The organism is Vibrio sp. Of7-15 (assembly GCF_022347565.1).
Classification (GTDB): domain Bacteria; phylum Pseudomonadota; class Gammaproteobacteria; order Enterobacterales; family Vibrionaceae; genus NORP241.
The window spans coordinates 55,913-79,229 of the sequence record NZ_JAKRGH010000019.1 but is presented as its reverse complement, the minus strand read 5'-3'; the positions used below and the strand labels follow the sequence as shown (position 1 = coordinate 79,229).

Below are 23,317 nucleotides of genomic sequence, written 5' to 3'. Positions count from 1 at the left end.
TAAACGATGAAGCAAACTGAGTTGGTGTTCGTGTATGGAACATTACGTGAAGGGGAATCAAATCACGGCTTGTTAGAGAGCAGTGAATATCTTGGTTCTTGCCAAACACTGCCTCAGTTTGCTTTGTTTGATTTAGGCCCTTATCCTGCGGCAATACTGGGTAAAACAGCCATTGTGGGTGAGGTGTATCGTGTGGACATTCTTACAATGGCAAATTTGGATCAGTTAGAAGAATACCCAAAGCTATACGATCGTATTAAAACCCAAACGCCTTTTGGTTCTGCTTGGATTTACCTGTATCAGAACAGTTCTGAGTTGCGCTCGGTTATTGACAGTAATGACTGGAAAAATCGATAGCGTGAGTCTGATTGATTGGTGTTTTTTCTCTTTTTAGAGTCGTGCATTTACAATGCATCATTCCCTTTATGGGGTGTTCCTAATCTTGATGTTGCTTCCATCTCTTCTATTTTTTCACGATAAAACGACAATTTAGGTATCACTTTTGAGTGTTCGCCTTTGAGTTTTCATCTTCTTAACTTGACTAATATCAATAGAAATAAAAGTAAATAGAGTATTTATTCATCATTATTACATTATTTATTAGTATGGCTTTTGATTATAAAACAACCGTGTTTTCGTGTTGTTTATAAGAATTACTATAAATAATAATAAATGAAGGAACGCTTGCTATGGGCTTAGCTCGTCCTGGCTCTAATGGTGAAAAACATTTTTCAGCCGATGCCAACTTAATATCTACTACCGATCCCGACAGCATACTCACATACGCAAACCCAGAATTTTGTGATGTTGCGGGTTACTCTCATGATGAGCTCACTGAGCAGCCTCATAATATTGTGCGCCATTCTGATATGCCTAAGGCTGCTTTTAAGCAGATGTGGGGGAAAATTCAGTCTGGGCGGAGCTGGATGGGGATTGTCAAAAATGCCTGCAAAGATGGGCAGTTTTATTGGGTTTCTGCGTTTGTTACGCCCATTACTGATGCTGCGGGGAAAATAACGGAGTATCAGTCTATTCGCAGTAAGCCTAGCCAAGTCGTCGTGCAAAGAGCAGAGCAAATATACGGGGCACTACAACAAGGAAAAGCACCATCCCGATTATCGTGGCCACGCTTTAGCTATCGTTGGTGTCGCTACCTGATGCTGGCGATCACCTCGTTGTGTGCTGGCGTCATGTTGCTGGGAGGATCCAGCAGTGTCGTTTCAATAATACTGTTACTGGCGGTGGTCATTAGCTTAATTAATGAAGCCATGAATCAGCGTCGGCTAACGTTGGTGATGGAGGAAGCGCATCAGGCTTATGACAACCCATTAATGGAGTTGGTCTATACAGGGCACTATGATGATTACTCTGTGATTGAACTGGCGTTGCAAAAGAGAAAATCGGAACTTCGTGCTGTAGTGGCACGAGCGTCTGAAACATCCTCGAACATTCATGACGATGCTAAGAGCGAATTATCGAACTTAGAAAGTATGCAGCAAAACTTAGCAGGTCAAAGTATTGAAACGGACTCTGTTGCTACAGCCATGACTGAAATGGCGCATTCGATTCGTGATGTAGCGGATAATGCCAATGCAACCTCACAGTTAGTTCAAGAGGCCAGCGATTTGTCTGCCCAAGGGCAAAACAGTGTATCTACAACCATGAGCTCGGTGAGTGAGCTGCATCAATCGTTAGAGGACGCTAAATCCATTATTCATGAGCTATCCTCAAGCAGTCAGCAGATTGAACAAATTTTAGATGTGATCGGATCCATTGCTGAACAAACCAACTTACTCGCATTAAACGCAGCGATTGAGGCTGCTCGGGCTGGGGAAGCTGGGCGTGGGTTTGCGGTGGTGGCCGATGAAGTGCGTTCATTGGCTTCTAAGACTCAGAGCTCCACTGGCGAAATTCATGCGATGATCTCACATCTACAGCAAACGGCTCAGCATGCAGTGAAGGCCATGGAGCAAGGTGGAGAGTTGTCTGAGTTGTGCCGAGGAAATGCGCAGAACACAGAGCAAGTTTTGAATGCGATGAATGAAAAACTGGATGAAGTGACCAACGCTAGTCATCATATCGCGACAGCGGTCAGTCAGCAGGCCAGTGTAACGGAAGAAATTAATACCAATGTGGTGACGATTCAGCAGTTGTCGTCGTCTAACTTGTCATTAAGTGAGGAGTCTGTGGGCCGAACTGGTGAACTTGTGAGTAAGCTGAGTGAGTTGCAACGTTTAATGGCACAATTCCAAAAGCCTTAAATCATATCGCCCCTGTTGCTGTGCATTGACAGGGGCGATTGACTGTTTTTTACTTATGCTTATTTTGATTGAGCGCGTTCAAAAGAGGTTAAGATTTCCTTTTTTGCTGCTGCCGCGTCTGCCCAGCCATCCACTTTCACCCATTTGCCTTCTTCTAGGTCTTTGTAACGCTCAAAGAAGTGAGTAATTTGTGCTTTTAGTAGCTCTGGTACGTCATTGATGTCTTGAATGTGCTCATACTCTTTAGACAGTTTACTGTGTGGTACCGCAATGATTTTTGCATCTTCACCAGATTCGTCTGTCATGTTTAAGACACCAACAGGGCGACAACGAATCACTGATCCTGGCAGCAGTGGGTGTGGTGTTGGTACTAATACATCGACAGGATCGCCATCGAGTGAAAGAGTGTGGTTTACGTAGCCGTAGTTACAAGGGTAAAACATCGGCGCTGACATAAAGCGGTCAACAAACACGGCACCGCTGTCTTTATCTACTTCATATTTGATCGGATCCGCATTGGCTGGGATTTCAATCACAACATAGATATCTTCAGGAATGTCTTTACCTGCAGGTACGTCGTTTAAGCTCATTGTAACTCCTTGTAGTTTTTAGGGATATTCTCGAAATAATTCACACAAGACAATATCAGATATTGCCGTGGTATCTAGTCTAAAAATAAGTTCTGCTTATTATAAGTTAGAATAAAAATGGTCGATGGGATCGATCTAAAAAGATAAGCAGGGCAAACCGTAAGCTTGCCCTGAATAGATAGGTTTGTCTCTACGACGAAAGCGTAATGGAATTACATGTTGTTGTCTGGGTATTCCACCATAAATTGCTCAAGTTTATTCACCATGTTGGTTGAACCCACAAAGAATGGCACACGCTCATGCAGCTCTGTAGGCTTTAAATCCATGATTCGATTTTTGCCGTCAGACGCTTTACCACCTGCTTGCTCTGCAATAAATGCCATTGGGTTGCATTCATACAATAAACGAAGCTTACCATTTGGGTGAGTTAGCGTGCTTGGGTATAAATACATTCCGCCTTTTAGAAGATTGCGGTGGAAATCAGCAACCAATGAGCCAATGTAACGTGACGTATAAGGGCGGTTATCGGCGGGTACATTTTCTTGGCAGTACTTAATGTATTTTTTTACCCCCATTGGGAAGCGGAAGTAGTTCCCTTCATTAATGGAGTAAATCTTACCGTCTTCTGGCACTTTCATGTTTTCATGAGAGAGACAAAATACGCCGAGTGAAGGATCGTAAGTAAAACCGTGAACACCATTGCCTGTGGTATAAACCAGCATGGTCGAAGAACCGTAAATCACATAACCAGCAGCGACTTGTTTATTGCCAGGCTGCAAGAAGTCTTCTTCCGTGGCGGGGGTGCCAACAGGAGAAACTCGACGGTAAATTGAGAAAATAGTACCAACGGAAACGTTTACGTCAATGTTCGAAGAACCATCCAGTGGATCCATCAAAACGACGTACTTTGCGTTACGGTTGAGTTCTTTATTAAAGGCGACGGCTTCGTCTTCTTCTTCGCTGGCTACACCACATACCTGATCACGGGCTTCTAGGGCAGCTTTAAATTTTTCGTTAGCGTATACGTCTAACTTTTGTTGTTCTTCACCTTGCACGTTTTCAGAGCCAACTGTACCAGTAATATCAACAAGACCAGCTTTGTTGATTTCACGGTTAACAATTTTGGCGGCGAGTTTGATTGAGCCAAGTAGAGAAGAGAGATCACCACTGGCGTGGGGGAAATCATGCTGTTTCTCAACGATGAATTCGCCTAGGGTTCTAATCTCGGACATTTCCTATCCTTAGTTATCTTAGTATGATCGGGTATTAAAGGTCAGGTACAATACTGCTATTCAGTGATGCCTCTTTATGGACATTCATTTATACCTAGTGAGGTTTACGACAGAAGAACGTTTCATTTCTGCTCTATCTAATTGTATAACAAAGATCTTTTTATTCGTAACGAAGTAACAATGCACTGTTACAAATCTCGGTGAGCCAATAATTATGCACATTCATATTCTAGGTATTTGTGGGACATTCATGGGAGGAGCTGCGGTGTTAGCTCGTCAATTAGGTCATAAAGTGACGGGCTGTGATGCGAATGTTTATCCACCCATGAGCACATTGCTTGAGTCTCAAGGCATTGAAATTATTGAAGGCTTTGACCCGGCTCAATTAGAACCAGCTCCGGATTTAGTGGTGGTTGGTAATGCCATGAGTCGAGGCAATCCATGTGTTGAGTATGTCCTTAATAAGAACCTGCGTTACACCTCGGGACCACAATGGTTACAGGAATTTCTGTTACATGACCGTTGGGTGATGGCCGTTTCTGGCACTCATGGTAAAACGACCACGTCGAGTATGCTGGCTTGGATTTTGGAAGATTGCGGTTATAAGCCGGGCTTTTTAGTGGGCGGTGTTCTAGGAAACTTCGGGGTTTCCGCGCGGTTAGGTGAAAGTATGTTCTTTGTGGTTGAGGCGGATGAATACGACAGTGCTTTTTTCGATAAGCGCTCTAAGTTCGTGCATTATCACCCTCGAACCTTGGTTATGAATAATTTAGAGTTTGATCATGCCGACATTTTTGATGATTTGGCTGCAATTCAAAAACAATTTCATCATTTAGTACGCACTGTGCCGGGGAATGGGCGAATTTTTGCGCCGAAATCTGAACAAGCTTTGGCTGAAGTGTTAGACAAAGGTTGTTGGAGTGAGCTGGAATATACGGGTGACGGTGGTCAATGGCAGGCGAAAAAGCAGCACAAAGATGGCAGCGTGTTTGAAGTTGTCTTTGAGGGTGAAACCGTTGGTACTGTGAAATGGGATCTGGTTGGGGATCATAATGTTAGTAATGCGTTAATGGCCATCTCAGCGGCTCGCCATGTGGGGGTTACCCCGGATTTGGCTTGTGAGTCGTTGGCAACCTTCATTAATACCAAGCGTCGATTAGAGCTAAAAGGCGAAGTAAATGAAATCACTGTGTATGATGACTTTGCCCATCATCCAACGGCTATTGAGCTGACGCTTGACGGTTTACGCAATAAAGTGGGCGACAGAAAAATTATTGCAGTATTAGAGCCTCGTTCTAGCACCATGAAGTTAGGGGTACATAAAGATACGTTGGCGGCATCGTTAGCTGCGGCAGACAGTGTGTACCTATACCAACCTGACAATATTCAGTGGTCTGTTGATGAGGTTGCAGAGCAGTGTCAGCAACCTGTTTATACCAATCGTGACATCACCGAGTTTGTGGCTGAAATTGTGAAAGAGGCACAACCGGGCGATCAAATTTTAGTAATGAGTAATGGTGGGTTTGAAGGTATTCACACCAAGTTGCTTGATGCACTACAAGCAAAATAACGGATAGAACAATGGCACTACAGCAACAACAAAAGTCCATCACATTGGCGATGACTGGCGCGTCAGGGGCACCTTATGGCCTACGTCTTTTAGAATGTTTATTAGGCGCAGATTATCAAGTCTTTTTACTGATCTCTTCGGCGGCGCGAGTGGTCATGGCGACAGAACATGGGTTGCAATTACCCAGTGGGCCAGAAGCGGCCAAAAAAATCTTGGTTGAGCATTTAGGCTGCAACCCAGAAAAGCTGGTGGTGTGTGGCAAAGAAGAGTGGTTTTCTCCTGTAGCTTCTGGCTCTGCGGCACCAAAACAGATGGTGGTATGCCCGTGTTCTGCAGGATCTGTGGCGTCCATTGCTCATGGCATGTCCGATAATTTAATTGAGCGGGCTGCCGATGTGGTATTAAAAGAGCGAGGCCAACTTATTTTAGTGGTTCGTGAAACGCCATTTTCTACGCTGCATTTAGAAAACATGCATAAGCTGTCGCAGATGGGTGTCACCATTATGCCGGCGGCTCCGGGCTTTTATCATAATCCGCAGTCAATTGATGATTTGGTGGATTTTATGGTGGCGCGTTTGTTGGATCACTTAGGAGTCGAGCAAGGGTTAGTGCCACGCTGGGGATATGATCAGCGTTCATGACATGTTCGTGAAACGTTCATGAAATGTTCGTGAAGCGTCCATTAAAGAGAGTACGTCTGGCTTGTGGAGTGGTATTGAAACGAATCTTTACAAGCTAGAAGCGACTTTGCCGTCGGTTGCGATGGTAAAGACTGCACCTTGTAGTCATTTATGTATACAATGTGTCTCTTTCTCATCGGGGCGTCTTTCTTTACTTAAGATAAGGCTGAGATCGATTTATCGGAACCCGTAGAACCTGAACCAGATCATGCTGGCGTAGGAATTGAGATGATACAAATTTAGCCCAGACTAAGTGCTCACCTCAACCCTGTGCCGCTCACTTAAAGATGTAAGGAGCGCATAGTGAATAAGAAACTGCTATCCCTAATGGCAACTGCGGCCATCTCAACCACCTCAATGTCAGCTTTTGCGGTTGAAGATACCTTAACCGTATATACCTACGACTCGTTTGCGGCTGACTGGGGCCCGGGTCCTGTGGTTGAAAAGGCGTTTGAAGCACAATGTGGTTGTGATTTAAATTTGGTTGCTTTGGATGACGGGGTTTCTATTTTAAACCGCCTACGTCTGGAAGGTAAAAATGCCAAAGCGGACATCGTGTTAGGTTTAGATAATAACCTAATGGCTGAAGCGAAAAAGACAGGCTTACTGGCTGAGCACAGTGTTGATACAAGCAAGGTAACCCTACCGGGTGGCTGGTCTGACTCGACATTTGTGCCTTACGACTACGGCTACTTTGCGTTTATCTACAACACTGAAAAGTTAACTAACCCACCAAAAAGTTTAAAAGAGTTGGTGGAGCAGCGGGACGATCTGAAAGTGATCTATCAAGATCCTCGCACTTCGACGCCAGGTCAAGGTTTGATGTTATGGATGAAGTCGGTGTACGGCGAAGATGTAACACAAGCGTGGCAAAAGCTGTCGAAAAAAACCGTAACAGTCACCAAAGGTTGGTCTGAAGCATACAACATGTTCTTAGAAGGGGAGTCTGATTTAGTTTTGTCTTACACGACTTCTCCTGCATACCACATTATTGCCGAGAACGAATCTAAGTACGCCGCGGCTAATTTTTCCGAAGGTCATTATACTCAAGTGGAAGTGGCTGCCAAAGTGAAAGGAACTAAAAATGAAAAGCTGTCCGATGAGTTCATGGCGTTCATTTTAAGTAACTCTTTCCAATCTGCTATGCCAACAGGCAACTGGATGTACCCAGTGACCGATGTTGCATTACCGGAAGGGTTTAACAAGTTAACTGTTCCTGCTAAGCCTTTATCATTCAGCTCAGACAAAGTGGCAGACAGCCGTCGTCAGTGGGTTCGTGAATGGCAAAGTGCGTTAACATTCTAATCGGCATTCTTTAATGAGAGTGACAAAAACTCAATTACCCGGTCTGCTTATGGCCGGGTTTATTTTTGCTTTTGTGGCAGCGTCCATTGCCGCTTTATTACTGCAAGCTCCGTCTCCGCACCCAAGTCAAATATGGAATGACCCATATTATCGTCACGTAACGAAATTTAGCTTTCTGCAAGCCACGTTATCGATGTTACTGAGCGTAGGCTTAGCCATTCCCGTGGCTCATGCATTGAATCGTCGTGAGTTTGTGGGGAAACCGCTGTTGCTAAAATTGTTTGCCATGACATTGGTATTGCCAGTGTTGGTTGGTGTGTTTGGCTTATTGTCTATTTATGGTAACAGCGGTTTATTGGCTCAAGGTTTAGCGTATGTGGATGCTAAGTTACCTTTTAGTATTTATGGTTTAAACGGCATTTTATTAGCGCATGTGTTTTTTAACTTGCCGTTTGCCTGCCGTTTACTGCTGCAATCGTTAGAGTCGGTACCTGTTGAGCAACATAAATTGTGTGCACATTTAGGCATGAGCCATTGGCAAAAGTTTACGTTGGTTGAATGGCCGCGATTACGCCAACAGCTGCCCCATGTGTGCGGGCTGGTATTTATGTTGTGTTTTACCAGTTTTGCAACCGTGATGGCATTGGGTGGCGGGCCTAGATCTACCACCATTGAGCTGGCCATTTACCAAGCCATTAAATTTGATTTTGATTTGCAAGCGGGGGCTATTTTAGCGCTATGGCAAATGTTGCTTTGTGGGGCGTTGGCCCTTGGCATTCAGCGATTAGCGCGCCCGATTGCTGTTGATAATGGTTCGGCTGCAGCAAAGTTGCCTCTGTATCAAGACTCATGGAAAACCAAGTTTTGGGACTATGGTTGGATTGGTTTGGCGACATTTTTTGTTATTCCACCGTTGCTGATGGTGGTACTGAGTGGCGTTAATCCGAAATCTCTTTCCGTGCTCAGTGACTCGGCGTTCTGGCTCGCGCTATGGAATTCATTCTCTATCGCTTTTTCATCCAGCGTGTTTGCTCTGGCTGCTGGCGTGTTGATTTTGGTGGCCAGCCGCTCTTGGCGTTTAGTTGGGCTTAACTTTCGAGCCGATAAACTGGAGTTGATAGGTACGATCATTTTGGTGACACCGGGGCTTGTGATCAGTACAGGCTTGTTTTTATTGCTACGTAATATTACCGATGTGTTTGAGATGGCCTTTTGGGTGGTGGTCGCCGTGAATGGCTTAATGGCGCTGCCTTATGTGATTAAAACATTAGCCCAACCTTTGCTGCACATTGCTCAGCAATACAACCAGCTGTGTGCCAGCTTGGGTATGTTTGGCTTAACTCGACTGCGCTTAGTCGAGTGGCGCGCACTGCGTAAGCCGTTTGCTCATGCATTTGCGATTAGTTTTGTGCTGTCGATGGGTGATTTGGGGGCGATTGCGTTATTTGGTAGTCAGGAGTTTCGAACTTTGCCTCTTTACTTATACCAACTATTGGGCAGTTACCAAATGGAAGCGGCGGCAGTGGTGTCATTAGGGTTATTGTCGCTGAGTGTGCTGGTGTTTATGGTGGTAGAAAAGGCCTTCATGGCATCGCAACCAAAGATTATTGAGAAGAGATAAAAATGCTTAAATTTTCTGACGTGCGTTACCACTATCAAACAACGTCGTTTCATTTTGATTGGGAAATGAAAGCAGGCAACATTGTCGCGATTTTAGGCCCAAGTGGGGCGGGTAAAAGTACTTTATTGAACCTTGTGGCGGGTTTTATTCAGCCTGTATCCGGTGACATTGAAATTGAAGGGAAGCCAGTTATAGGGCTAGAACCTCACCAGCGGCCCTTAGCCATGTTGTTTCAAGAGCATAACTTGTTTGCCCATTTAACCGTGGCACAAAATATAGGGTTAGGTATTCACCCTGGTTTGAAGCTAACACCACAACAGCATCAACAAGTCAAAGATGCGGCAAAAAAGGTTGGTGTGGATGAGTTTTTGGATAGGCTTCCTGAGCAGTTATCGGGGGGCCAAAAGCAGCGAGTAGCATTGGCGCGGTGTTTTGTTCAGCAGCGATCTTTATGGCTGTTGGATGAACCTTTTTCAGCGTTGGATCCTATCCTTCGAGAAGAAATGTTGGCTTTAGTGAAGCAACTGGCACAGCAGCATGGGATCACCGTGTTAATGGTTACTCACAATATTGTCGATGCAAAATCTATCGCCAGTCATTATGCTTTTGTTGATAACGGTATGATTGCCAGCCACGGTGACATTGCGTTGCTGAACCAGCGTCATGAACATGCTGAATTAGATCGCTTTATTGTGGCGGCCAACTCAGCACTATTGTAATTATTTTTTATTAGGAAATACCCATGTCTGATCTTTCTCCATCCCAGCGCTGGCAAATGATCCGTGAACAAGGTTTTGCGGTGTATTTAAAACGAAAAATGCTTCGTGAAGCTGCTCTGTTTTATGTCATTGTGACGATATTACTGTACTCACAAGGCGCGGAAGACATTGTGGATCTGATGATCCGTAATGCGGTAGTTTGTGTGGTGGTATTCCCAATTGCAGCGGCATTAGAGTGGGTGATCAAAAGCAAATGGCATGCTCGAAAAGACAAATAACCGTAATTGGGTAAATAGAGTTAGTGGCGCAAATTAAAGTGCAAAAAGCTCGTTCTGAAGGTTCAGTAACGAGCTTTTTTATTATTCGGTTAATGACAAGATAGGCATTGGCCTATGGTGTTCTAAATGCAGGTAATGTGGTGATGCATTTAGATAAATGGGTTATAAATTCTCTTCGGCGAATTCGGCTAGGCGGCTACGCACTACGCCATTGAGATAAATGTTGGCGCTGCCTTCGAAGTTTTTGAAACGCTCAACAATATAGGTGAGTCCCGAGGTCACCGGGGTTAAATACGGAGAATCGATTTGCGCTAGGTTACCAGAGCAAACCAGCTTGGTGCCTTCCCCACAACGTGTGATGATGGTTTTAATTTGGGAGGCGGTTAAGTTTTGGCATTCATCCAATAAGACAAACGCATTTTGGATGGAGCGGCCACGCATGAAGTTAATGGATTTAAATTGAAGGTTTGCTTTGTCACAAATGTATTTGAGTGAGCCATCAGTGCACACGTCGTGCTGATGCAAAGCTTCTAAGGTGTCGGTAATTGCAGCCAGCCAAGGCATCATCTTCTCTTCTTCTGTGCCCGGTAAAAAACCGATCGACTCTGCAATTTCAGGGGTATTACGGGTTACGATGATTTTGTCGTACATCTTTCGTTCGATGTTCTGTTCGAGGGCAGCAGCCATAGCGAGTATGGTTTTACCACAACCAGCGGGTCCGGTTAAAATCACCAGATCAATATCGGGATCGAGCAGCGCATCCAGGGCCATACCTTGATAAATATTCTTAGGGTGAATTCCCCAAGCTTGGCGGTGCATCAGGCGCTCACGACCTATATCTTTGATTTGAATCTGTTCTCCTTCTATGGATTGAACACGGGCGGCAAAGTCGTCGTGTTCATCAATCACATATTGGTTAATGAACGCGCTTTCTAACGTGTTGCTGTCTATGGTGTGTAGGGTATTTCTGCCTATGGTTCGGCTTTCTACATTGCCCACTTTTTGCCAAAAATCCCCCTCGATTTGACGAAACCCTTTGGTGAGAAATTGCACATCATCAATAAGTTGATCACTGCGATAATCATCAACAAAACGAACGCCAGCGCCTTTTGCTCTTAGGCGCATGTTGATGTCTTTGGTTATGAGGACCACTTCTCGTGGTGAACGTTTATTTTGCAGGTACAGCACCGCGTTTAGAATGCGGTTGTCACCGGCCTTATCCGCAAAGGCTTTGACCGTCTCTTTGATCTGATAATCGGCTAGAATAGAAATTGTGCCTTTGACGTTGTGATCTTGAGAAAGTGGGATGCCTTCGGAGATTTGCTCTGGGGTAGCGTCGTGGAAGATATCTTCCAGTGCTCGAATAGCGACTCGGGCATCTCTGGCGATATCACGTTTGCTGTCTTTTAGTCGGTCAAGCTCCTCTAAAACCGTCATCGGGATGACAACGTCATGTTCTTGAAAAGAAAAAATTGCATAAGGTTCATGCAGCAGGATGTTGGTATCCAGTACAAAGAGTTTCCGTTCTGAATCGCCCATAAGCACCTCCTTGGTCGCTGTAGGTCGGTTATGTTGAACAAAGTACTCATTAATAAGTGTATACCAACTGATACGGTTGAGAAGAATACCGCTTGGTACACTCATTTTTGATTACATTTGTGTGATTCCTGTCCTACTTTAAGCAAGGTTTTTTTACAACAATATGTCATCTTCGCTGCTGTTATTATTTGTGATATTTCACCGTGACCTTGGTCACATCATGCAGTACCATTAGCCCCCTTTTTTAAGGTGAGCCAAATTCACTGCGTTGAGTTTAGCTACGGCGAGCGATGTATCGGTAAGTATTACCGAAATGTTTAACAATAATTTATTCAAAGAATTAGAGGTGTGCACCCACTATGCCATTTACTCTGGGACAACGTTGGATCAGTGATACTGAAAGTGATTTAGGTTTAGGAACCGTAGTAGCGGTTGATGCTAGAACTGTTTCTTTGATGTTTGCGGCATCAGAAGAGAATCGCCTTTATGCGCGTAATGATGCGCCAGTGACCCGGGTTATGTTCAATGTGGGCGACGTAATTGAAAGCCATGACGGTTGGTCGCTGACGGTTGAAGAAGTGATCGAAGAAGGTGGCTTATTCACGTATGTGGGTACACGTACTGACACAGAAGAAAGCGGCGTAGCATTACGTGAGATTTTCTTGTGTAACCAGATCCGTTTTAATAAACCTCAGGATAAATTATTTGCGGGCCAAATTGATCGCATGGATCGTTTTGCATTGCGTTATCGTGCCCTACAAAACCAGTATCAGCAGCATAAAAGCCCAATGCGTGGTTTATGTGGCATGCGTGCAGGTTTGATCCCGCATCAGCTTCACATTGCGAATGAAGTGGGTCGTCGTTATGCGCCACGTGTTTTGCTCGCCGATGAAGTGGGTCTAGGTAAAACCATCGAAGCGGGCATGATCATTCACCAACAAGTACTGTCTGGCCGTGCTGAGCGTATTCTTATTCTTGTCCCTGAAACGTTGCAGCATCAGTGGTTAGTGGAAATGATGCGTCGTTTCAATTTGCATTTTTCTATCTTTGATGAAGAGCGTTGTGTTGAAGCCTTTGCGGATGCAGAAAACCCATTTGATACCGCGCAATACGTATTGTGTTCATTGGATTTCGTGCGTAAGAGCCGTCGCCGTTTTGAGCAAGTGCTGGACGCCGATTGGGATCTATTGGTTGTGGACGAAGCTCATCACCTTGAGTGGAGCCAAGATAAGCCAAGCCGTGAATATCAAGTGGTGGAAGCCATTTCAGAAAAAACAGCGGGCGTATTACTGCTAACAGCAACCCCGGATCAGCTGGGGCATGAAAGTCACTTCGCGCGGCTTCGTCTTCTGGATCCTGATCGCTTCTACGACTATGACGCGTTTGTCGAAGAAGAGCGTCAGTACGAACCCGTTGCAGACGCCGTAGCCACTTTATTTGCGGGCGATAAGCTGCAAAATGATGCGAAAAACAGCATTACTGAACTGTTGTCTGAGCAAGATGTAGAGCCTCTATTCCGAATTATTGAGTCTTCTGATGTAGATGAAGAGCAAAAAGCTAAAGCGCGCCATGAGTTGATTGATAACTTAATGGATCGTCATGGTACAGGACGCGTACTGTTTAGAAATACTCGTGCCGCGATCAAAGGTTTCCCTGAGCGTAACCTCAACTTGATGCCAATGGCATTACCATCGCAGTACACCACTGCAATGCGTGTCGCGACTATGATGGGCGGAAAAATGAGTGCGGAAGCGCGCGCCTTACAAATGCTGTACCCGGAAGAGATTTTCCAAGAGTTTGAAGGTGAAAGTGCGACCTGGTGGCAGTTTGATCCACGTGTAAACTGGTTGCTTGATACGCTTAAAGAAAATCGTGATGAAAAAGTACTGGTGATTGCATCCCGTGCGTCGACGGCGCTGCAACTAGAGCAAGCACTGCGTGAGCGTGAAGGTATCCGGGCTTCTGTGTTCCATGAAGGCATGTCGATCATTGAACGTGATAAAGCGGCAGCTTACTTTGCTCAAGAAGAAGAGGGCGCGCAGGTGTTGATCTGTTCTGAGATCGGCTCTGAAGGTCGTAACTTCCAGTTTGCAAATCAGTTGGTCATGTTTGATCTTCCGTTCAACCCAGACTTGCTAGAGCAGCGTATTGGCCGTTTGGATCGTATTGGTCAAAAACGTGATATTGATATCCACGTCCCTTATTTAGTGGGTACATCTCAAGAGTTATTGGCTCGTTGGTATCACGAAGGTCTAAATGCCTTTTCAGAAACGTGCCCGACAGGTCGTGCGGTATATGAGAAGTTCTCAGAGCGTCTAATTGCGATGCTGGCCACGGGTAAAGGTGATGATTTAGATGCGGTTATCGAAGAATCATCTACTATGCACCATGAGCTAAAAGCCAAGTTAGAACAAGGTCGTGATCGTTTATTAGAAATGCACTCTAACGGTGGTGTGGAAGCACAAAAGCTGGCGGATGAGATTGCTAGTCACGACGGCGATACCAACCTTGTGTCTTTTGCTCTGAGCCTGTTTGATACGATTGGTTTAAACCAAGATGATCGTGGTGATAATGCCATCGTGGTGACGCCATCTGAGCACATGATGGTGCCAAGCTACCCAGGTTTACCATACGAAGGTTGTACGATTACGTTTGAACGTGAAACGGCACTGTCTCGTGAGGACATGCACTTTGTGAGCTGGGAGCACCCGATGATCCAAGGCGGTATTGATTTACTGCTGAGTGAAGGTGTGGGTACAACGGCGGTGTCTTTATTGAAAAACAAAGCGCTGCCAGTGGGGACGTTATTACTGGAGTTGGTTTATGTGGTTGATGCACAAGCGCCAAAACAGAGTGGTATTGGCCGTTTCTTACCGCAAACACCGATCCGTATCATGATGGATTCAAAGGGTAATGACTTATCAGAGCAAGTAGAGTTTGAAGGTTTTAACCGTCAGCTAAGCCCTGTTAATCGCCATCTTGGTAGTAAGTTAGTGAACTCAGTACAAAAAGACGTGCATACTTTGATCGAGTTTGCTGAGAAGAAAGTAACCTCACGCCTTGAAACGGTTCGCAGCGAAGCAACAGCTGAAATGTCGGAAGCATTGAATGCAGAGCTGGAGCGTTTACAAGCACTGAAAGCGGTGAACTCAAACATCCGTGATGAAGAGCTTGAGCAAATTGAAGAGCAAATCAAAGAGCTTACTGGTTACATCAATAAAGCTCAGATCCAGTTAGATTCGTTGCGCCTGATTGTAGTCAGCCATAACTAATTTTTCTGTTATCCTATCAGAGCCAGCGTCGGATCCGGGGCTGGCTTTTTTATTACTTTTTACATAGTGAACTTTTGTTATGGCTGTTCTTGAGTACCACCCGCCGACGGATCCTTGGTTAGATATCTTGTATCAAGATGAGGATATTTTAACAGTACAAAAACCAGCGGGCTTGTTGTCGAACCCGGGTAAGGATCCAGCGCACTACGATAGTGTGTGGTCGCGAGTAGTTGCGGAGTTTCCTGAAGCACAATTAGTGCACCGTTTGGACATGGCGACGTCAGGGCTGATGGTATTTGCGCTTCATAAAGATGCTGAGCGCCATATTAAAAAACAGTTTCAGTACCGTTTAACTCACAAGGTGTACTATGCCCGAGTGTGGGGGAAAGTAGCACAAGAAGAAGGCTTGATTGATCTTCCCTTAATTTGCGATTGGCCTAACCGCCCGATTCAAAAAGTGTGCTATGAGCATGGGAAACCTTCTCAAACACGCTATCAGGTTGTGGCTTATGAAGAAAACACCACTCTAGTGCGTTTACTGCCGATCACTGGGCGATCCCATCAACTACGAGTACATATGATGGAGTTGGGCCACCCGATCATTGGGGATGAGTTTTATGCGACGCCAGAAGCTTACGCCGCCTCAGATCGTTTGCAGTTACATTCTGCTGAGCTGAGCTTATATCACCCAGGAAATAATCAGTTAACTTATTTATTTGCGCCTTGTGAATTTTATGAAGAGGCAAAAACGGACGTTTTAGCACAACTCGACTTACCACAAGCATTACCGGATTATAAGACTCTGAAATCCTCATAGTGTGATTTTACTGACCGGCTGGGATTGGGTTCTGGCCGGACTGTTGGTAGTCTAGCATTCATTCTTTTTGGCTCGTTAAATGGATGTTTGATTATGGCTGTACGATCTTTGTCTGCGACACCCACCATTGTATTTTTAGATACCGCAACAATCCCACCTCATATTACGATCCCACGTCCGGGCATTGAACATCAATGGCAAGAATACGCATCGACTTCTGTCGAAGAGCTCGATGATCGCTTGTTTGGTGCAGAGATTGTGATCAGTAACAAAGTGGTTTTGAACGCAAGCACGTTAGCGCGCCACCCGCACATTAAGCTGATTGCGATTGCTGCCACGGGAACAAATAATGTCGATTTGGATTATTGCCAAGCCAATGATATTGCTGTTGCCAATATTCAAGGTTATGCCACTCGATCTGTGCCTGAGCATGTGGTGGCAATGATGTTTGCATTAAAACGAAATTTGCTGGGCTATCATCAAGATATTGCGCAAGGAGAGTGGCAAAAACAGCAGCAGTTTTGTTTCTTTACCCATCCGATCATGGACATAGCAGGTTCAACTTTAGGCCTTGTGGGTAGCGGCAGCTTAGGGCAAGCCGTCGCCAGTTTAGCAAAAGGGTTAGGCATGACAGTTCTGTTTGCAGAACGCAAAGGGGCTGCAATATGTCGAGAAGGTTACTTTCCTTTTGAGCAGGTTTTAGCTGAGGCAGATGTCATTAGTTTGCATTGTCCGCTGACCGATGAAACCACCAATTTGATCAGCACAAATGAATTGAAAGCGATGAAGGAAAGCGCAGTACTTATTAATACTGGGCGTGGTGGGTTAGTGGATGAGGCTGCTTTAGTTAAAGCTCTTAAAGAGAAAGAGATTGCAGGAGCGGGAGTGGATGTGTTTACTCAGGAGCCTGCGGATAATAGCAATCCGTTATTAGCTAATCAGCATCTAGCCAATTTATTGCTTACACCTCATGTGGCTTGGGGAAGCGACTCTTCAATTGGCACTTTATTAGATTTGTTAATGGAAAATATCGAAGCGTTTAGTCGTGGAGAGCGTTTACGTCGAGTGGTCTAATGGTTGAATTTAGGTCAGCGTTCTAGGTAAGAAAAAGCACGCCGAAACGTGCTTTTTGTCTTTCTGAAAGTAGCGGTTAACCTTGCGGTTTCACGACTAATACGTTGATCGGTGAATTCTCTACCACTTTCGCAGCAACAGAGCCCAGCATTACCTTATCCAACTTAGATCGTTTGTGACTTGGCATTACGATCAGATCAGATCCAAGGCGTTCAGCGTAATCTAGAATCGTTGCGTAAGCTTTACCTTCTGCCACATGAACTTTGTACACCACATTTTCAGGCACAAACTGTGCGGCAAACTCATTCAGTTGTGTGGCCACATCTTCTTTCATTTGCTTGGCGGCATCTTTTGGGAAATAGGTAGAGACCATCGACATGTGAATGCCTGGTACTACGTTCAGAAGATGCAGTTCAGCATTCGACTGCTGAGCGTGCCATACCGCCAGTTTTACCGCTTTATCCGCAAAGCCTTTTTCGTTTAAATCAACTGGAACAAGAATCTGTTTATACATAATTATTTTTACCTGTCTGGGAGGAGCACGCAGCTCCTCCAAAGGACGATTCCATTCAAACTTAAGCCGTCAAGCTCTCCTTTTGTGCGCGACGACGTTGATTAAAGCCCATTAAAATCAGTAATAAGAGAGTTGGAACGAATACCCACTCTTTCATTGGACGATCTGCAGGGACCAGTACTTGTTTGATTTCCCAATCAAAATCGATACCAGATGCTTCCGCAGGGCTACCGAATTCAACCATATCAACGATCATTTTGTTGTCGTTGCTATTTAGCATCAGACCCATAGAAGAGACACGTTCTTCACCAGTTTGGGCGGTTTCTTCAAAAGGTAATAGAACGGTTTTTTCCATCATATCCCCTTCTAATGTTTCACCCGCAACACGCAGTTCAAGAGATTGACCTGGAACCAATTGCTCAGCAATTTGAACAATTTCCGTACCTTGATAAATGTCTTTGGCTGGGTATAACTCATCCCACCAAAAGCCTGGGCGGAAGAACGAAAACGTAATGATCAACATCAGGACGGTTTCCCACCATTTATTTTTGGTAAACCACCAACCTTGTGTGGCTGAAGAGAAGACCAACATCGCCAACACGGCAGAGGCAACGGTTAAGAACAGGTGCCACCAACTATCCACACCAATCATTAATAGCTGAGTGTTAAACACAAACATGAATGGCAAAATAGCGGTACGAATATCGTAGGTAAAACCTTGGATACCAGTTCGGATTGGGTCCGATTTTGCAATTGCTGCTGCGGCAAAGGCGGCTAAGCCTACTGGCGGAGTATCATCGGCCAAAATACCAAAGTAGAACACGAATAAGTGAACGGCGATCAGTGGAATAATCAGACCATGAGCGGCACCAAGAGTGACAATAACTGGAGCCATTAAGGTGGATACCACGATGTAGTTCGCTGTGGTTGGTAAGCCCATACCGAGTACTAAGCTGATTATTGCTGTAAAGAGCAACATCAGGATCACGCTGCCGCCAGAGATGAACTCGACAAAGTCAGTCATCACAAGGCCAATACCAGTCAGAGTCACTACGCCTACAACCGTTCCCGCTGCCGCTGTTGCAACACCGATACCGATCATATTACGAGCACCTACCACTAGGCTTTCACCAAGATCAATAAAACCTTCTTTAGTGGCTTGAACAAGCTCAGAGTTTTTGTTGAACAATGCCATTAGCGGGCGTTGAGTGATCAAGATAAAGATCATGAACACGGTAGCCCAGAAAGCAGACAGACCCGGTGAGAAGCGCTCGACAGTCAAACACCAAACCAAAACAACGATAGGCAATAGGAAATGCAGGCCTGATTTGATCGTTGGGCCTGGCTCAGGCACTTCCACCAATTCCTCATCAATGTTCATCATGGCATGATCTTGGTACTTGGAGGAAATACTGATCAAGCCGATATAAGCCAGTAATAAAGCCACCGTCACAATCGGTGTTGCGGCATCACCAAAGACATCTTTTGTCCAGCCAATACCGTAATACACGATCGCACTTAATACCACTAATCCTAGGATGGTTCCGGTAAAGGAAAGTAGGCTTTGAGCAGCCGTCGGCTTGTAGCGACGAGGCAAACCTGTCATACCTGCTTTACACGCTTCTAGGTGCACAATATACAGTAGGGCAATATAAGAAATTAGTGCAGGAAGTAGGGCATGACGAATAACATCCACATAAGAAATGCCCACGTATTCAACCATAAGGAAAGCGGCTGCCCCCATGATTGGCGGTGTTAACTGACCATTGGTTGAGGCGGCAACTTCAACAGCGCCGGCTTTTGTACCTGGAAAGCCAACACGTTTCATTAGTGGGATGGTAAATGTACCTGTTGTTACTACGTTTGCGATGGATGAGCCTGATACTAAACCAGACAAACCAGAAGCAACTACTGCTGCTTTCGCTGGACCACCTTTCATATGACCAAGTAAAGAGAAGGCGACCTTAATGAAGTAAGCACCTGCGCCAGCACGTTCTAACATGGCACCAAACAAAACAAACAAGAAAACGAACGATGTTGATACCCCAAGTGCAACACCAAATACGCCTTCTGTTGTTAGCCATAAATGAGACATGGCTTTGTTTAAACTTGCGCCTTTATGAGCAATCACATCTGGCATGTGAGGGCCACCAAAGGTATACAGTAAGAACACGGCAGCAACCACCATCAATGGTGGACCCAGTGCGCGTCGTGTTGCTTCAAGCAATAGGATCATACCAGTTACCGCAACCACAATGTCGAGTGTTGTTGGGGCACCAGAGCGTCCGGCTAGGCTGGTATAAAAAAGATAAATATAAGCCGCTGAGAGACTTCCTGCAAAGGCAAGAGCCCAGTCAACAACTGGAATACGATCTCGAGGAGAGCCTTTTAAAGCAGGATAAGCTGTAAATGCTAGAAAGATAGCAAAAGCTAAATGAATCGAACGAGCTTCTGTGTCGTTGAGTATGCCAAAGTTAAAAATGAACGGCAGAGGCGATGCATACCAAAGTTGGAAAAGTGACCAACATAGAGGCACAAACCACATAATTCGGCCGGATAGGCCACTTGGATTTCGCGCACCAGTGTCAGATTGAGCCACCATTTCTTGCACATCTTGAGACGGTTGAGTTGCCTTCGTCATGTACTTTTTTCCTTATTGATGGGCTGGTTATTATTTGACCTAATGTACAGTGTAGATGTGTTGCTAAAAACTAGAACAATAGGTTGGAAAAACAAACGCCGCAGGAACTGCGGCGCATTCAGGAGGCAAAGTAGCTTCCTAAGGTAGAATTAGCGGTGCTTATTTAAGCAGACCAACTTCTTTGTAGTAACGTGCTGCACCTGGGTGTAGAGGAATAGAAAGACCTGCTTTTACCATGTCTTCTTTCTTCAGGTTTGCAAACGCAGGGTGTAGGCGCTTGAAGGTATCGAAGTTTTCGAATACAGACTTAGCTACGTTATAAGCAACGTTATCTGATACATCAGATGTAGTAACCATTGTTGCTGCAACACCGAAGCTGTTTACGTCTGACTCTGTACCACGGTACATGCCAGCAGGGACTGTGCTGTAAGCGTAGTAAGGGTTATCAGAAACGATTTTGTCGATTTGTGGGCCAGTTGCAGAAACGAGTTTTGCATCACAAGACGTTGTTGCTTCTTTGATTGAACCATTTGGATGGCCAACCATGTAGATGAACGCATCAATTTTGTTATCACAAAGTGCTTGAGAGCGCTCAGAGCCTTTTAGTTCAGAAGCCAGTTTAAAGCTGTCATTTGTCCAACCCATTGAATCCATTACAACGCTCATGGTCGCACGGTCACCAGAACCAGGGTTTCCAATGTTTACACGCTTGCCAGCAAGATCAGCAACGTTGTTGATGCCAGAGTCTGCACGAGCAATGATGTTGAATGGTTCTGTGTGTAGAGAGAACATAGCACGCAGTTTCTTGTACGGACCTTGTTGCTCAAATTTGCTCGTGCCGTTATAGCCATGGTACTGCCAGTCAGACTGTACGATACCAAAATCAAGCTCGCCTGCACGGATGGTATTTACGTTGTAAATAGAACCACCAGTAGACTCAACCGAACAACGAACATTGTGTTCTTTACGGCCTTTGTTTACTAGCTTACAAATTGCGCCACCAGTTGGGTAATAAACACCAGTAACAGATCCCGTACCGATAGTGATAAATTCTTGAGCGTTAGCAGCACCTGCACCAGCCATCGCGGCAGCAATTGCAGTTACTTTCACAAGATTTTTAAATGCCATGAAATTCCCTTCCTATATTTATTATGTTTCTCAGTTAAAGATAGTCCTAAAAGCACTATTTAAAGAGCCCCTAGAGTCCCTCTACTAAGGTTTCCTGATTTGGAAACGGCATCTTTTCTACTATGACAGCTGAAAAGCGGCTAAATCATATCAAACTAGTAAACGAATTTTAAAACACTGTTAACAATAAAATGTCAATTTTGCGATATAAACACAAAGTGAAAATAATGAAAAATAGTTTATTATATTGATTCGTATGATGTTATGAAGCAGAGTGAGCTATTGGGGTAGGGGCTGAAATGTGATGATTTTCACAGTTTGGGGGTCGCCCCCCAATGAAAAATTAAGCAGAATAGTCGAATAAATCACAAACTGACTGATAAAGTTCAGTCGTCGAAATATTGATGGTAGGTGTGATGAAAATCGTATCATCGCCTGCAACTACGCCTAAAATACCTTCAGCTTTGCCTAGTGAGTCTAGTAAGCGGGCGATCAACTGCGCTGCGCCTGGGCCCGTGTGGATAACCACCAATGCATTGTTATGATCAATATCCATAACAAGCTCACGTAAAGAGCTGGTTGTGGTTGGAACACCAAGTTCTGCTGGCAGACAGTAAACCATCTCCATTTTTGCGTTACGGGTACGAACTGCACCAAACTTGGTGAGCATACGAGAGACTTTAGATTGGTTGATGTTATCAAAACCATGCAGTTTTAATGCATCAACAATTTCTCCCTGAGAGCCAAATCGTTCTTCTTTTAAAATGGCTTTAAACGCTTTGACTAGGTTGTCGTGCTTTTCTGTATTTCGCATATCGTTTCGTGTTTTAGGGACGTGGAATAAGAGTTATTTTCGCATACCTTTCTAAGTGGCAGCAAATGTAGACCTAAAAACTGGCGCTTAAGTCACTCTGTGTTTGAGGTAAGTCAATTATGCCAACCAGTTCACATTAGTTAGAGGCTTAGCTTGGCTTAGGACGCTTTTTATTGTGACCCTATTGTAGCACGTTTAAGATGGTGTTGCGTAAGGTCGCAAAGCTGACGTGGGTTGATTGTATTTATTATCAGCTTGCTATAACGTCAATTTAAGTCTGAGAAAGAGTAATAAAATAAAAACTTCTATCGTAAAGGAGAACGAACATGAAAGTTGCTGTGATTGGCGCCGCTGGTGGTATTGGTCAAGCGTTAGCCCTACTACTGAAAAACCGTTTACCAGCAGGATCTGATCTTGCTTTGTATGACATTGCTCCTGTAACACCTGGTGTTGCGGCTGATCTTAGTCATATCCCGACGCCAGTGTCGATCAAAGGCTACTGTGGTGAAGATCCAACACCAGCACTGGAAGGCGCTGATGTGGTCCTGATTTCTGCAGGCGTAGCTCGTAAACCGGGCATGGATCGTGCGGATCTGTTCAACGTAAATGCAGGGATCGTTAAGTCTTTAGCTGAAAAAATTGCGGTAGTTTGCCCTGAAGCTTGTGTTGGTATCATTACTAACCCAGTAAACACTACCGTTGCAATTGCAGCTGAAGTGCTGAAAAAAGCGGGTGTTTACGATAAGCGTAAGCTATTTGGTGTGACGACACTTGATGTGATTCGTTCTGAAACATTTGTTGCTGAGCTAAAAGACAAAGATCCAGGTGATATCCGTGTTCCTGTGATTGGTGGTCACTCCGGTGTAACGATTCTGCCACTGCTGTCTCAAGTAGAAGGTGTTGAGTTTACTGATGAAGAAACAGCAGCTCTAACAAAACGTATTCAAAATGCTGGTACTGAAGTAGTAGAAGCCAAAGCTGGTGGCGGTTCAGCGACATTGTCTATGGGTCAGGCTGCTTGTCGTTTTGGTCTTGCTCTTGTTAAAGCCTTACAAGGTGAGCAAGGTGTTGTTGAATGTGCTTATGTTGAAGGTGAGGGCCCACATGCTCGCTTCTTCGCACAACCTATTTTATTAGGTAAAGATGGCATTGAAGAAGTGCAAAGCTATGGTGAGTTAAGTGCTTTTGAACAAAAAGCATTGGACGATATGCTAGATACACTGAAAGGTGATATCAAGATTGGTGAAGAGTTCGCTAAATAA

Annotated in this window: 19 protein-coding genes and 1 riboswitch; of the genes, 12 read left to right on the top strand and 7 right to left on the bottom strand. The window is 44.8% G+C overall.

What is annotated here, in order from left to right:
- Positions 1-6: 6 nt before the first annotated feature.
- Both MHO82_RS17720 and MHO82_RS17715 read left to right on the top strand, forming a co-directional pair.
- Positions 7-357 carry a gamma-glutamylcyclotransferase family protein gene (locus MHO82_RS17720; protein ID WP_239185915.1) on the top strand — a complete coding sequence of 117 codons (351 nt, stop codon included), beginning with the start codon at positions 7-9 and terminating at the stop codon, positions 355-357.
- Positions 358-689: 332 nt separating this feature from the next.
- Entirely contained in the window at positions 690-2,261 is a 1,572-nt protein-coding gene (locus MHO82_RS17715; RefSeq protein WP_239185913.1) for a PAS domain-containing methyl-accepting chemotaxis protein, read from the top strand.
- 59 nt (positions 2,262-2,320) lie between these two features.
- Here MHO82_RS17715 and ppa read toward each other — a convergent pair whose 3' ends face one another.
- Together ppa and fbp are read right to left on the bottom strand one after the other, a co-directional pair.
- A complete protein-coding gene (ppa, locus tag MHO82_RS17710; RefSeq protein ID WP_239185912.1) occupies positions 2,321-2,851 on the bottom strand; it encodes an inorganic diphosphatase in 531 nt (176 codons plus the stop codon).
- 212 nt (positions 2,852-3,063) lie between these two features.
- Positions 3,064-4,083 carry a class 1 fructose-bisphosphatase gene (fbp, locus tag MHO82_RS17705; protein ID WP_239185910.1) on the bottom strand — a complete coding sequence of 340 codons (1,020 nt, stop codon included), beginning with the start codon at positions 4,081-4,083 and terminating at the stop codon, positions 3,064-3,066.
- 214 nt (positions 4,084-4,297) lie between these two features.
- On the opposite strand from fbp, the gene mpl reads away from it, so the two are divergent.
- From mpl to MHO82_RS17675, 6 genes are all read left to right on the top strand, one after another.
- Positions 4,298-5,653 carry a UDP-N-acetylmuramate:L-alanyl-gamma-D-glutamyl-meso-diaminopimelate ligase gene (gene mpl / locus MHO82_RS17700; RefSeq protein ID WP_239185908.1) on the top strand — a complete coding sequence of 452 codons (1,356 nt, stop codon included), beginning with the start codon at positions 4,298-4,300 and terminating at the stop codon, positions 5,651-5,653.
- A gap of 11 nt (positions 5,654-5,664) precedes the next feature.
- A complete protein-coding gene (locus MHO82_RS17695; protein ID WP_239185906.1) occupies positions 5,665-6,294 on the top strand; it encodes a flavin prenyltransferase UbiX in 630 nt (209 codons plus the stop codon).
- Positions 6,295-6,460: 166 nt separating this feature from the next.
- A riboswitch (TPP riboswitch) is annotated at positions 6,461-6,573 on the top strand.
- An 87-nt stretch (positions 6,574-6,660) separates the two neighbouring features.
- Positions 6,661-7,638: a thiamine ABC transporter substrate binding subunit gene (gene thiB, locus MHO82_RS17690; protein ID WP_239186033.1), complete on the top strand. Its 978-nt coding sequence runs from the start codon at positions 6,661-6,663 to the stop codon at positions 7,636-7,638.
- Positions 7,639-7,651: 13 nt separating this feature from the next.
- Positions 7,652-9,259: a thiamine/thiamine pyrophosphate ABC transporter permease ThiP gene (thiP, locus tag MHO82_RS17685; RefSeq protein WP_239185904.1), complete on the top strand. Its 1,608-nt coding sequence runs from the start codon at positions 7,652-7,654 to the stop codon at positions 9,257-9,259.
- 2 nt (positions 9,260-9,261) lie between these two features.
- Entirely contained in the window at positions 9,262-9,978 is a 717-nt protein-coding gene (gene thiQ / locus MHO82_RS17680) for a thiamine ABC transporter ATP-binding protein (RefSeq protein ID WP_239185902.1), read from the top strand.
- A 23-nt stretch (positions 9,979-10,001) separates the two neighbouring features.
- Positions 10,002-10,256, top strand: a complete 255-nt coding sequence (locus tag MHO82_RS17675) for a hypothetical protein (RefSeq protein ID WP_239185900.1) — start codon at positions 10,002-10,004, stop codon at positions 10,254-10,256.
- 162 nt (positions 10,257-10,418) lie between these two features.
- On the opposite strand, the gene MHO82_RS17670 is transcribed toward MHO82_RS17675, so the two are convergent.
- The gene (locus MHO82_RS17670; protein ID WP_239185898.1) at positions 10,419-11,795 is read right to left on the bottom strand and encodes a PhoH family protein; all 1,377 of its coding nucleotides are present in this window, start codon (positions 11,793-11,795) and stop codon (positions 10,419-10,421) included.
- Between the two features lie 359 nt (positions 11,796-12,154).
- Here MHO82_RS17670 and rapA point away from each other — a divergent pair, with 359 nt between their 5' ends.
- The 3 genes from rapA to MHO82_RS17655 all read left to right on the top strand — a co-directional run bounded on the left by rapA (position 12,155) and on the right by MHO82_RS17655 (position 16,958).
- On the top strand, positions 12,155-15,067 hold the full coding sequence (gene rapA, locus MHO82_RS17665; RefSeq protein ID WP_239185896.1) for an RNA polymerase-associated protein RapA: 2,913 nt from the start codon (positions 12,155-12,157) through the stop codon (positions 15,065-15,067).
- A gap of 79 nt (positions 15,068-15,146) precedes the next feature.
- Positions 15,147-15,884, top strand: coding sequence for a bifunctional tRNA pseudouridine(32) synthase/23S rRNA pseudouridine(746) synthase RluA (rluA, locus tag MHO82_RS17660; RefSeq protein WP_239185894.1), 738 nt, complete (start codon positions 15,147-15,149; stop codon positions 15,882-15,884).
- A gap of 93 nt (positions 15,885-15,977) precedes the next feature.
- Complete coding sequence (locus MHO82_RS17655) at positions 15,978-16,958, top strand: D-2-hydroxyacid dehydrogenase (protein WP_239185892.1); 981 nt, start codon at positions 15,978-15,980, stop codon at positions 16,956-16,958.
- A gap of 76 nt (positions 16,959-17,034) precedes the next feature.
- Here MHO82_RS17655 and MHO82_RS17650 read toward each other — a convergent pair whose 3' ends face one another.
- The 4 genes from MHO82_RS17650 to argR all read right to left on the bottom strand — a co-directional run bounded on the left by MHO82_RS17650 (position 17,035) and on the right by argR (position 22,055).
- Entirely contained in the window at positions 17,035-17,472 is a 438-nt protein-coding gene (locus MHO82_RS17650) for a universal stress protein (protein WP_239185890.1), read from the bottom strand.
- 61 nt (positions 17,473-17,533) lie between these two features.
- Positions 17,534-20,113 (bottom strand): TRAP transporter permease, encoded by a 2,580-nt coding sequence (locus MHO82_RS17645; protein ID WP_239185888.1) that lies wholly within the window; start codon positions 20,111-20,113, stop codon positions 17,534-17,536.
- 159 nt (positions 20,114-20,272) lie between these two features.
- Positions 20,273-21,241: a TAXI family TRAP transporter solute-binding subunit gene (locus MHO82_RS17640; RefSeq protein WP_239185886.1), complete on the bottom strand. Its 969-nt coding sequence runs from the start codon at positions 21,239-21,241 to the stop codon at positions 20,273-20,275.
- 343 nt (positions 21,242-21,584) lie between these two features.
- Positions 21,585-22,055, bottom strand: a complete 471-nt coding sequence (argR, locus tag MHO82_RS17635; protein WP_239185884.1) for a transcriptional regulator ArgR — start codon at positions 22,053-22,055, stop codon at positions 21,585-21,587.
- Positions 22,056-22,381: 326 nt separating this feature from the next.
- Between argR and mdh the strand changes: the two genes are divergently transcribed.
- Complete coding sequence (gene mdh, locus MHO82_RS17630; RefSeq protein WP_239185882.1) at positions 22,382-23,317, top strand: malate dehydrogenase; 936 nt, start codon at positions 22,382-22,384, stop codon at positions 23,315-23,317.